Annotated in this window: 11 protein-coding genes and 1 pseudogene; 6 read left to right on the forward strand and 6 right to left on the reverse strand. The window is 59.3% G+C overall.

The genetic code is table 11. The annotated features are described in order from the left end of the window. The first annotated feature begins 48 nt into the window (after window positions 1-48). Window positions 49-600, forward strand: coding sequence for a DUF948 domain-containing protein (locus tag PACILC2_RS24290; protein ID WP_062491086.1), 552 nt, complete (start codon window positions 49-51; stop codon window positions 598-600). 11 nt (window positions 601-611) lie between these two features. Then, window positions 612-1,769: a PP2C family protein-serine/threonine phosphatase gene (locus tag PACILC2_RS24295; RefSeq protein WP_062491088.1), complete on the forward strand. Its 1,158-nt coding sequence runs from the start codon at window positions 612-614 to the stop codon at window positions 1,767-1,769. A 178-nt stretch (window positions 1,770-1,947) separates the two neighbouring features. Here PACILC2_RS24295 and PACILC2_RS24300 read toward each other — a convergent pair whose 3' ends face one another. From PACILC2_RS24300 to PACILC2_RS24310, 3 genes are read right to left on the reverse strand one after another with little or no spacing between them, the layout of a single operon-like run. Continuing rightward, a complete protein-coding gene (locus PACILC2_RS24300; protein ID WP_062491090.1) occupies window positions 1,948-2,721 on the reverse strand; it encodes a sigma-70 family RNA polymerase sigma factor in 774 nt (257 codons plus the stop codon). Then, entirely contained in the window at window positions 2,718-3,194 is a 477-nt protein-coding gene (gene rsbW, locus PACILC2_RS24305) for an anti-sigma B factor RsbW (RefSeq protein WP_062491092.1), read from the reverse strand. The genes PACILC2_RS24300 and rsbW overlap by 4 nt, the downstream gene beginning before the upstream one ends. A gap of 23 nt (window positions 3,195-3,217) precedes the next feature. After that, window positions 3,218-3,547 carry an STAS domain-containing protein gene (locus PACILC2_RS24310; protein WP_062491094.1) on the reverse strand — a complete coding sequence of 110 codons (330 nt, stop codon included), beginning with the start codon at window positions 3,545-3,547 and terminating at the stop codon, window positions 3,218-3,220. Window positions 3,548-3,824: 277 nt separating this feature from the next. Between PACILC2_RS24310 and PACILC2_RS24315 the strand changes: the two genes are divergently transcribed. Next, window positions 3,825-4,355, forward strand: coding sequence for a general stress protein (locus tag PACILC2_RS24315; protein ID WP_213531450.1), 531 nt, complete (start codon window positions 3,825-3,827; stop codon window positions 4,353-4,355). 147 nt (window positions 4,356-4,502) lie between these two features. Here the strand turns inward: PACILC2_RS24315 and PACILC2_RS24320 are convergent, their stop codons facing one another. The 3 genes from PACILC2_RS24320 to PACILC2_RS24330 form a co-directional block, all read right to left on the reverse strand. Further along, complete coding sequence (locus PACILC2_RS24320) at window positions 4,503-4,721, reverse strand: hypothetical protein (RefSeq protein ID WP_062491098.1); 219 nt, start codon at window positions 4,719-4,721, stop codon at window positions 4,503-4,505. 110 nt (window positions 4,722-4,831) lie between these two features. After that, a complete protein-coding gene (locus PACILC2_RS24325) occupies window positions 4,832-5,305 on the reverse strand; it encodes a YtxH domain-containing protein (protein ID WP_213531452.1) in 474 nt (157 codons plus the stop codon). A 184-nt stretch (window positions 5,306-5,489) separates the two neighbouring features. Next, on the reverse strand, window positions 5,490-6,350 hold the full coding sequence (locus PACILC2_RS24330; RefSeq protein WP_062491102.1) for an AraC family transcriptional regulator: 861 nt from the start codon (window positions 6,348-6,350) through the stop codon (window positions 5,490-5,492). A gap of 217 nt (window positions 6,351-6,567) precedes the next feature. On the opposite strand from PACILC2_RS24330, the gene PACILC2_RS24335 reads away from it, so the two are divergent. The 3 genes and pseudogenes from PACILC2_RS24335 (at window position 6,568) to PACILC2_RS24345 (ending at window position 10,387) form a co-directional block, all read left to right on the forward strand. Continuing rightward, window positions 6,568-7,740, forward strand: coding sequence for a galactokinase (locus PACILC2_RS24335; protein WP_213531454.1), 1,173 nt, complete (start codon window positions 6,568-6,570; stop codon window positions 7,738-7,740). Between the two features lie 55 nt (window positions 7,741-7,795). Beyond that, window positions 7,796-8,785, forward strand: a complete 990-nt coding sequence (galE, locus tag PACILC2_RS24340; RefSeq protein ID WP_062491105.1) for a UDP-glucose 4-epimerase GalE — start codon at window positions 7,796-7,798, stop codon at window positions 8,783-8,785. A 13-nt stretch (window positions 8,786-8,798) separates the two neighbouring features. Continuing rightward, window positions 8,799-10,387: pseudogene (locus tag PACILC2_RS24345) on the forward strand (UDP-glucose--hexose-1-phosphate uridylyltransferase). The last annotated feature ends 105 nt before the right edge of the window (window positions 10,388-10,492 follow it).

A 10,492-nucleotide genomic window follows, 5' to 3' on the forward strand; every position in this document is an offset into this window, starting at 1 on the left:
AATGATCATATCGCGGATATGATCGTAAAGCCCCGAAGGAGGATTGGTATGCTGCTCGAAATTGCCGTTTTGATTATCGCCTTGTCGGTCGCCGTGCTGACAGCCGCTTTCGTACAAACGCTGCGCCAAGCCCGGACATCGCTGGAAAGGGCGAGCGAAGCGCTGCGGGAAGTGCAGGATGCGGTTCGGATATGGAAGGACGATGTGGAGAAGCTGGTTTCCAGCCTAAGCGGGTTGACCGAACGGGCTGGCCGGCAATTGGATGCGGTCGACCCGCTAATGTCATCCTTCCGCAATGTGGGCGAGACATTGCGGGAAATTACGGCTGCGGCGCATGAAGTTTCCGCCGGCTGGGCATCCCTGCTGAAGACGAAGGCCGACAAGGCCGCCGCGCGCATGGAGGCGAAGGCCGCGCCAGGGGAACGGTCGGGCATTGCCGGCGGCGGAGCGTCCCGAAGCGATCCGGCTTCCGCGATGCCCGGTTCCCCCGGTCTTGGGACGGACCGCCATGCGCTGCGGAATCGTCAGGCCGCGCCGCCTCCGGGATGGCTAGACTGGCTCGATGTGGCCGTCCAAACCGTCCGCCTGCTTCGCCGTTAAGGAGATGAACGATGCGAATCGTAGTTGTTGACGATAATGCCATGAATATTACGGTCGTGCACGAAATGCTGAAGCGGGCCGGATACCAGGATGTACGGGCGGCCTCCTCGGCGATGGAGCTGTTCGGCATGCTCGGCCTGGACGAGCGCGGCGACGAGATGCCCGGAAGCGGAGGAGCCGACCCCGGCATCGATCTTATTCTGCTCGATATGATGATGCCGCGAATCGACGGTATTGCCGCATGCCGGGTGATCCAGCGGCACGAGCGGCTGCGCGACATCCCGATTATTATCGTGACCGCCTGGGGAGATTCGAAGAAGCTGGCGGAAGCGCTGGATGCCGGGGCAAGCGATTATGTGACGAAGCCGATCAACCGGATCGAACTGCTCGCGCGCATCCGCTCCGCGCTTCGCCTGAAGCAGGAGAAGGATTGGCGCAAAGAACGGGACAGCCGATTGAGGGAAGAGCTGCGGCTCGCCCGGAGCGTGCAGGCTGCCGTCCTGCCTTCGCCGGTGGAGGAAGAGCGCATCTCGATCGATGCGGTCTACCAACCGTCGGAAGAGCTGTCCGGAGATTTGTACGCGTGGCACCGGATTGGCGAAGACCGGTACGGCGTAGCCGTGATCGACGCGATGGGGCACGGCATCTCCTCTTCGCTCGTCTGCATGTTCATCGCGTCCTTGCTGAAGGATGCGATGCTGAAGCTGGCGGAGCCGGAGCTTGTCATCCGCGAAATGAACCGGCGGGCGCTGCAGTTGAAATTTGACGATCAGCTGATTCAATATTATTTTACCGCGATCTATATGGTTGTGGATGTGGGAAAAGGGTCGGTCGAATACGTCAATGCCGGCCATCCTCCGGGACTTCTGCTGCGGGAAGGGCGGCAGGCCGGATTGCTGAGCGGCGGCAGCGCGGCGATCGGGCTGTTCGAGGACATCGCGATCGAGAAACAGACGATGGACATTCATCCCGGCGATCGGCTGGTGCTGATGACCGACGGTTTGCTGGAGGCCGTGGACGGGCCGGAGGAGAACCGGTTTGCGACGATGCTGGACCGGCTGGGGGAAGACGTGCTCCGTTTTCCCGAAGCCTGGCAGTCGGCGTTCTTCGAGGAAATTCGCCCGGAGCGTCCCGATGACAGGTGTCTGGTCTGGATTACGGTCAAATGAGCGTGCCGGCGTTTCCGGCAGCGGGGGTCAGGCGAAGCGGCCGATCTCCGTGCGGATTGGCGCTTTGCCCGACGGTGGCTTTAGCTGGAGCAGCGAAAGAACCGAACATAAGAAAGAACCGCAGCATGCAATAGAACGGAGCACGCGAAAGATATCGGAGCGCGAAACGGGCGTAAGATCAATTTGCGGCGTTCTGGCCGGCAAGCAAACGCTTTAGTTTGTCGATGGCCCGCCGCTGAATGCGGGAAATGCTCATTTGCGACACGCCGAGCCGGTCGGCGATCAGACGTTGGGACAAGTCTTCGCCGAATACGAGCTGCAGCACCTGCCGCTCCTCCGGCTTCAATTGCGCCATGGCGGTCTGCAGATCGATCCGTTTGTCCACCTGGTCGTAATCGTTGTCGGGAGAGCCGATAAGTTCTCCGAACGTGGTCGGGCTGTCTTCTTCGGATATGGGCGTGTCGAGGGAGACGTAATGATACAAATCCCGGCCGCCCAAAATTTCCAGCGTTTCTTCGACAGACAGCTCCATCGCCTCTGCAATTTCCTCCACTTTGGGCGATCGCTCCAACCGGACGGTCAATTCGTCGATCGTTTGCTGGGCGGCGATCCCTTTCTCTTTGATCCTCCTTGGCACCTGGATGTACCACGATTTGTCGCGCAAATAATTTTTCATATGGCCGATGATGCTCTTCATGGCGTACGGCTCGAACTGCATGCCGATCGATACGTCAAATTGGGCAAACAGACGCAAAAGCGCCATCTGGCCGGTCTGATACAGATCCTCGTACAGATCCGGCCTGTTGCGTGCGATTTTCCCCGCCGCCATCCGGACCATCGGTTCGTATTGTTCGATCAATCTGGCGGCCAGCTCGTTCGAAGGATTGCGCTGGTATTCCATAATTAAAGCCGTGCCGTTTGACGGCTTTTGTCTTGCCGGTTCCATGTTCATGCCAATTCCCCACTTTTGGCCAGGCGTTTGGTCATGACGACTTCGGTACCTGTCTCGCTATGCACCTCCACTTGATCCATTAACGCCTGCATAAGATAAAGTCCCAGGCCTCCGGCTTCCAGCTCGCCGACAGACTTGCCGTGCAGCGGCTCAGCCTTTCGTGCAGCGGCATCCGCATCAAAGCTGCGTCCTTCATCTTTTACAATAATAGACAGGGCATCGTTCAGCCTGATAAATCGTATCTCCATCCGATGTCCGGGATTTCTTTCGGAAGCCCGGCCGTTCGGAGCATCGCTGTAGGCATGGAGCACGACGTTATTGCACGCCTCCGACACCGCCACTTTCATATCTTCGATTTCTTCATAAGAAAATCCGATCTTCGAAGCGATGCCGTACAGGGTCAGTCGAACCAGATCGATATATTCCGCTTCGGCCGGTACTTGAAGCGTTACGATTTCGCCATTCGCTTTCATTGCGCTTTCGATCCTTTCTTGGCTCATGTCTGCTGGCTCGTGATCAAAAAAGGTGTGATGCCGGTCATGTCGAACAGCTTGCGAATTCCCGGAGGAATCGCTTCGACGGTGAAGGGCGCTTCGTTCGCGTGCCTCGCCTTTACGACGGATACCAGGATGCCGATGCCCGTGCTGTCGATATACTCCAGGTCCCGCAAATTAAGGACGAGCTCGCGGTCCGTCAACTCGACGAGAGGGGCCATGGCGGCGCGCATTTGCGCCGCCGATTCCAGATCGAGCTCGCCGCCCATATAGACGATGCATCGGCCTTCCTGCGTTTCGGTTCGCATGCTGAATTTATCAGGTTGCTTCATAAATATTCCACTCCTGAATCAGTATCGTTAAAGGATCGAGGTTGCTGCCTATACCATTTCGACCCTTTGCTGGCTCAGTCCTGCATTTTACGCTTAACCTATACACGCATAACCCGCACACGCTTAACCTATATTTAACCGGCGCGTAAACCGCTGAAACGGAAACGGAGCATTTTGGGGATGTTAAACATTTCGAGATCTATGGCCTATACGGTGTCGACCGGAATTGCCACCCATAATTTGGGGCATACCAACAACGGAAGGAGGCGGTTGAAACATGAAACGGACTATCGGGATATTCGGCAAAACGCAATCGGCGATTGACGCTGTCGAAGCGCTTCAGGCAGAAGGATTCGACAAGAATGAGATCAAGGTGCTGGTCAAAGATGCGGAACGATCGCGGCGGATCGAGTCGGAGACGGATATCGACGCGGATGAGATGGAGGAATTGGCGGAGGACGGTCCGGAACGCGCCTGGCCATACGGCGACGGAATAGGGATATGGGCGGTTCCGGGCGCGGTCGGCAGCGGCACGCAGGTAAGCGGGGGGCCATATTCCGCAGGAGCGGGGGGATTCGCCATCGCAAGCGTTCTCTTCGGCGACGAGGATCGCTACGAAGTCGTGCTGCAGTCGCTCGGTTTGAACGATAACGAGGCTAAGGCGTGCCGGGACGCATTGAAGAACGGCGCTGCCGTCGTCGTCGCCGAATCGGAAGGCGCTGACGACGGCTCGGGCGGGCCCGACTTGAGCCCGGGAGGCGACGCCGAAGCGGTATTTCGCCGCTGCGGCGCGGAACAAATTATATAGGCAAGCGGAGCCGGGAAGTTCCGGAGACGGAGCGGGGACAGCCAGTCCCTAGTGCGTGTCCCGCTTCCTTCATGAACGGAAAGCGAGACCGGGCTTGCGGCATTAGCCGGAACCGGTCCCGGTTCCGGCTTTCAAGCGTCGGCGCCGTCACTCCTGAATCGGATCGGGAATCATTCCTTCGGCTTTTAGTTCGCTGTTCGTTTTGATCCGTTTCATATCGTGGCCGAGCCGCTTCATATCCTGCAAGTCCTGGACCATCGAGCCGTTGCGGGCTTGATCGACGGACATATGCCTGCGGCCGGCTTGTCCGGCCGTACGGGCGCATGACCGTTCGCCGTCGATGTCTCCGGCATGATAGCGGATCATATACGATCAACTCCTTTCCCGTTGTGTCCGGGTTAGACCGTTCTATTTGAGCCGTTTTTTTGGCTTTAGCCGTTTCATTATCCGTTGTCCGTTTTCCTCCGGCAAACTTTTCAGCTTTTTTCCTCCTTGTTCTTGGCGACCTCGCCGGCGGCCGCTTCGGCATGCAGCGAAATGGTTTCCGCCGCCGCTGCGGCTTGATCTGTAAGATTATCCGCCGCCTGTCCGGCGTGACGGATAGCTTGACCGGCGGCCTCCGCCGCCGCGGCAACTTCGTCCGCCGTCTGCTGCTTCGCGCGAACGGCTAGCTCTTGCATTTTGGAAGTCAGCGCCGAAGCCTGGCGTCCGGCAGCCTGAGCGGCTGTTTTGGCCTGATCGGCGAGCGTTGCGGCTTGACGCTTGGCGTAATCGGCCGCCTCCATCGACTTTTCGCGCAAGTCTTTGCGCAGCTCTCGCCCCGGCTTCGGGGCGAACAGCAAAGCGGCCGCGGCGCCGATGATGCCCCCGATCAGCATTCCTTTCCACAGACCGCCGTTCCCGCTCACATGGTTGGCGTGAACTGCCGTATCAGGCGTTTCATGACTCATATGCACCATCTCCTTCGGATATTTGTTCCATATATTTAAACATCCGAGATCCGTTTGAAACGGTATCGTTCCGTTCCGTACGGATCATGCCGGAGAGTCATGACCACACCATTTCATCCTTCTATGTCGAAATGCGCGGTCGGCCAGCGCCATGCCCCGCAGCCCGGCCGCCCGCCGAGCCGCGCTAGACGTCGTCTTCGCGCAGCGAGTCGCGGTAAGCGGTTGGCGACTGGCCGTAGACGCGCCGGAACTGCTTCGAGAAGTACAGCGGGTCGCGAAAACCGGCCGACGAGGCGACCTGCTCGATCGTCAGTTCGGAACGGTCGCGCAGCAATTGGCGGGCTTTGTCGATGCGCAGCCGCAGCAGGAACGACATCGGCGTCATGCCCGTATGCGCCTTGAACAGGCGGGACAGATAGGCGCGGTTGTAGCCTAGCGATTCGGCCATGCTTTCGATTGTGACGGGCTCCGCATACTGGGTGGACAGGTAGTGGATAATTTGCTGCGTCAGCCGTTCGCTTTCCTTTCCTTGGCGGAGCGTCTCGCGGCCGTTCTTGCGGGCTTCGCCGTATTCGGCGAACAGCAGGTGGAGATAGCCGGCCGCGCGAAGATGCGCGAACGCGCCGGCGTTCCGGAACGTTTCCAGTATGCGGCGGTACAGGACGGGGACACGGCGGTTTCCGCCTGTATCGGCGATCGGCCGGGCGGCCGACAAGCCGGCGGAGGCGGGCAGCGCGGCGGCCCGCTCTCCGGCAAACGCGACCCAGCGGTAATGCCACGGCTCATCATCGTCCGCCGCATAACGGACCAGCCGTTCCGGCTCGATCAGGAACGTTTGGCCGGCCTCGACCGTATAGACGTCATCCCCGCACTGAAACGAGCCTTTGCCCGACAGAACATGATGCATCAGGTAAAAGTCGTACACTCTCGGTCCGATCCGATGTCCCGGCCGCGTCTGGCTTTCGCCGGCAAACAGCACATTCAGTTCGCCGTAATCGATCGAAACGGGATTCGATGCCACCCGATAAAAGTACGGTTCCGCCATTGCGATTCCTCCTTGAACGATATGGCAGCAGCGGCAATAAATCGCCATCATTGCAGTACTTTCGTTTCTATCAGTGTAGCATATTTTGACGATACCCATTCGCAAGAAGTCACATTTCTCCATGCAAGGAGCACTTTCCGCCATTTCGCCGCCGCCGGATATCGACTATACTGAGACTATCAGACCATAATCCGATGAAAAGGATCGTGATGACCGTATGGCGAACATTCAAGCGTTGAAGGAACAATTCGTGCAGCTTTACGGCGGCGATGCCGAAAGCGTTCGCGTATTTCATGCGCCCGGCAGGGTCAACCTGATCGGCGAGCATACCGATTATAACGGAGGCTACGTCTTTCCCGCCGCGCTTACGTTCGGGACGACGCTGCTCATCCGCAAACGGGACGACAGGCAGTTGGCCCTCGCTTCGACCAATTTCGAGCTGAAGAAAAAGCTGCCGCTGGAGCCGATCGTCTATGACGAAGCGGACGATTGGATGAACTATCCGAAAGGCATCGTGCGGGAGCTGCAAAGCCGGGGCTACACGTTCGGCAGCGGCTACGACATGCTGTATCACGGGGAAATCCCGAACGGCGCGGGGCTTTCGTCGTCCGCCTCGATCGAGGTGGTAACGGCTTACGGCCTGCTGCGCATGGAAGGATACGATACCGATACGGTCGAAATCGCCAAGCTGGCGCAAAAGTCGGAAAATGAATTCAATGGCGTCAAGTGCGGCATTATGGACCAGTTCGCCGTCGCGAACGGCAAGCGGGATCACGCCATTTTGCTGATGTGCGACACGCTGGAATACGAGCATGTTCCGTTCCGCTCGGGCAGCTACAAGCTGGTCATCGGCAATACGAACAAACGCCGGGGACTGGTCGATTCCAAATACAACGAACGCCGCAGCCAGTGCGAGCAGGCCGTGGAAGCGCTGCGGCGGGCCTATCCGAATCTGACGCTGCTCGGCCAGCTGTCGCTCTCCGAATTCAACGCAAGCGCGCACCTGATCGCCGACGATACTGTGCGCGCGCGGGCGCGACACGTCGTCGAGGAAATCGACCGGGTGCTTCAATCGATCGAGGTGCTGAAAGCGAACGATCTTGAAGCTTTCGGCCGGCTTATGAACGGTTCCCACGATTCGCTCCGCGATCTGTACGAAGTGACGGGTCCCGAGCTCGATGCGATGGTCGACGCGGCCCGCTCGGTGCCGGGCGTGCTCGGCTCGCGGATGACCGGCGCCGGCTTCGGCGGCTGCACCGTATCGCTTGTGCATGAGGACAGCATCGAACGGTTCAAGGAAGAGGTCGGGCGAAAATATAACGAAGCGACCGGCTTGACGGCGGAATTTTACGTCTGCAGCATCGGCAACGGCGTAGAGGAGCTGTCGTAACCGGCAGCGGGGGATAGTCGGACGATAGGGCGAAAAACGACAGGAGGGGTTTAACATGGCTGTATTGGTAACGGGAGGAGCGGGATATATCGGCTCGCATGCGGTGGCTGCGCTGCTGGAGCGCGGCGAGGACGTCGTCGTGCTGGACAATCTGGAGCAGGGACACCGGGAGGCGGTGCTCGGCGGCAAATTGTATGTCGGCGATTTGCGGGACCGCGACGTCGTCGACCAAGTGTTCGGCGAAAACGAAATCGACGCGGTTATTCACTTTGCGGCCAATTCGCTGGTCGGCGAAAGCATGAAGGACCCAGGGAAATATTACCATAATAATGTATACGGAACGCTCTGCCTGCTGGAAGGCATGAACCGGCACGGCGTCAAGCGGATCGTCTTCTCGTCCACCGCGGCAACCTACGGGGAACCGGAACGGGTGCCGATCGATGAGCTCGACCGGACGTTGCCGACGAACGCCTATGGCGAGACGAAGTTGGCCATGGAGAAAATGATGAAATGGTTCGATATCGCGCACGGCATCAAATACGTTTCGCTCCGCTACTTCAACGCGGCGGGGGCGCATGAAAGCGGCCGGATCGGCGAAGACCACAATCCGGAAACGCATCTGGTGCCGATCGTGCTGCAGGCGGCCGCCGGCAAACGTCCGCATATTTCGGTGTTCGGCGACGATTACGATACGCCGGACGGCACATGCATCCGCGACTACATCCATGTCAGCGATTTGGCGGACGCCCATGTGCTGGCGGTGGAACGGCTGCGCGGCGGCGGGGACAGCGCCGTCTACAATCTTGGCAGCGGCAACGGCTTCTCGGTCAAGCAAGTGATCGAAATTGCCCGCAACGTGACAGGGCGCGACATCAAGGTCGTCACGGAGCCGCGCCGCGCCGGCGATCCCGCAGTGCTCGTCGCTTCTTCGGAGCGCGCCCGCCGCGAACTCGGCTGGCAGCCGAAGCGGGAACGGCTGGAAGACATTATCCGCAGCGCATGGCAATGGCATCAGGCACATCCGAACGGATACAACGGCAACTAAGGAGCGATGCATCATGACAACTTATGCGGCGCCTCCGAATGCGGAGGAAGCGCTTGTCCTGATCGAGCGCCTCGTCCGGTTCGCGCGGCAGCGCGGGATGACGGAGCCGCTTGACGAGCCGTATGCGCGCAACGCGCTGCTCCATCTGTTCGGCTTCGACGTTCCTTACGAAGGGGAATTGCCGGAGGAACGGCTGGACAGTCCGCTCCCGCTGCTGGAGCCGCTGCTCGATTACGGCTACTCGATCGGCTTGATTCCGGACAATACGACGACGTACCGCGACTTGCTCGATGCCCGCATCATGGGGCTGCTCATGCCCCGCCCGTCCGAAACGGCCGCCGCTTTTCGGCGCCGTGCCGAAACGGAAGGGCTGATGGCGGCGACCGACGCTTTCTACCGGCTGAATATCGACGCGAACTATATCCGGATGGACCGGATCCGGAAGAACGAATACTGGTTGCACGAAACGCCGTACGGCAAGCTTGAAATTACGATCAATTTGTCGAAACCGGAGAAGGACCCGAAAGAAATTGCCATGCTGAAGTCGCTGCCGCCGAGCCGCTATCCGAAATGTCTGCTCTGTGCGGACAATGTCGGCTATGCGGGCCGCGCCGACCATCCGGCACGGCAAAACTTGCGGGTGCTGCCGGTAACGCTTGGCGGCGAGCAATGGTTTTTCCAATATTCGCCGTATGTATACTATAACGAGCACAGCATCGTGTTCCATTCGGAGCATGTGCCGATGCAAATTTCCAGCGCGACGTTCGAGAGACTGCTCGATTTCGTGGAGCAGTTCCCGCATTACTTCATCGGCTCGAATGCGGACTTGCCGATCGTCGGCGGATCGATTCTGAACCATGACCATTTTCAAGCCGGGCGCCATACGTTTCCGATGGAAGAGGCGCCTGTCGAAGCGCTATTCGCCCATCCGGACTTGCCTGACGTGCGGTACGGCATCGTCAAATGGCCGATGTCGGTCGTGCGCGTCGCCGGTACGAACCGGGAGCAAGCGTTGGAAGCGGCCTCCCGTCTGCTGGACGCATGGCGAGGTTACAGCGACGCGGAAGCGGACATTCTCGCCTATACGGAGCGGAACGGCGCGAGAACGCCCCATAACACGATTACGCCGATCGTGCGTCTCCGCGACAACGGCGAATATGAGATCGATCTGGTGCTCCGCAACAACCGGACGAGCGAGGAGCATCCCGACGGCATTTTCCATCCGCATCGCGAGCTGCATCACGTGAAAAAGGAAAACATCGGGCTAATCGAAGTGATGGGGCTGGCGGTGCTGCCCGGAAGGCTGAAGTCGCAGCTCGAGCAGATCGCCGCTTATTTGTCCGGCTCCGCCGTCTGGAACGAGTCCGAGGTGCGGGATGCGGCGCATCCGCTTCACGCGCATGCGGACTGGATCGCGGCGCTTGTAGCCGAATGGGGGACGGCGCTGTCGCCCGAAGAAGCGCTGCGCGCGACGCGGTCGGCGACGGGAGACAAATTTTGCGCGTGCTGGAGGATGCCGGCGTTTACAAGCGGACGGAGGAAGGCCAGCGGGCGTTCCGCAGATTTCTGGCGCATGCCGGCTTGCGGGAAGTGCTGTATTGAACGGATTATGCCGCTGCGTCCGCCGGATCGCGGAAGCGGCGGGTATCGATTGCGGCAAGCAGGAAGCTTTCGGGCTTCCTTTTTTCATGCGGAATTATTAAAAAA

This window comes from Paenibacillus cisolokensis (assembly GCF_018403665.1).
GTDB classification, from domain to species: Bacteria; Bacillota; Bacilli; order Paenibacillales; family Paenibacillaceae; genus Paenibacillus_AH; species Paenibacillus_AH cisolokensis.

Excerpts from the sequence above, each read along its gene's own strand:
- galE (WP_062491105.1), top strand. The coding sequence starts at position 7,796 with ATGGCTGTATTGGTAACGGGAGGAGCGGGATATATCGGCTCGCATGCG.
- PACILC2_RS24290 (WP_062491086.1), top strand. The coding sequence starts at position 49 with ATGCTGCTCGAAATTGCCGTTTTGATTATCGCCTTGTCGGTCGCCGTG.
- PACILC2_RS24310 (WP_062491094.1), bottom strand. The coding sequence starts at position 3,547 with ATGAAGCAACCTGATAAATTCAGCATGCGAACCGAAACGCAGGAAGGC.
- PACILC2_RS24295 (WP_062491088.1), top strand. The coding sequence starts at position 612 with ATGCGAATCGTAGTTGTTGACGATAATGCCATGAATATTACGGTCGTG.
- PACILC2_RS24335 (WP_213531454.1), top strand. The coding sequence starts at position 6,568 with ATGGCGAACATTCAAGCGTTGAAGGAACAATTCGTGCAGCTTTACGGC.
- PACILC2_RS24330 (WP_062491102.1), bottom strand. The coding sequence starts at position 6,350 with ATGGCGGAACCGTACTTTTATCGGGTGGCATCGAATCCCGTTTCGATC.
- PACILC2_RS24320 (WP_062491098.1), bottom strand. The coding sequence starts at position 4,721 with ATGATCCGCTATCATGCCGGAGACATCGACGGCGAACGGTCATGCGCC.
- PACILC2_RS24325 (WP_213531452.1), bottom strand. The coding sequence starts at position 5,305 with ATGAGTCATGAAACGCCTGATACGGCAGTTCACGCCAACCATGTGAGC.
- PACILC2_RS24300 (WP_062491090.1), bottom strand. The coding sequence starts at position 2,721 with ATGAACATGGAACCGGCAAGACAAAAGCCGTCAAACGGCACGGCTTTA.
- rsbW (WP_062491092.1), bottom strand. The coding sequence starts at position 3,194 with ATGAAAGCGAATGGCGAAATCGTAACGCTTCAAGTACCGGCCGAAGCG.
- PACILC2_RS24315 (WP_213531450.1), top strand. The coding sequence starts at position 3,825 with ATGAAACGGACTATCGGGATATTCGGCAAAACGCAATCGGCGATTGAC.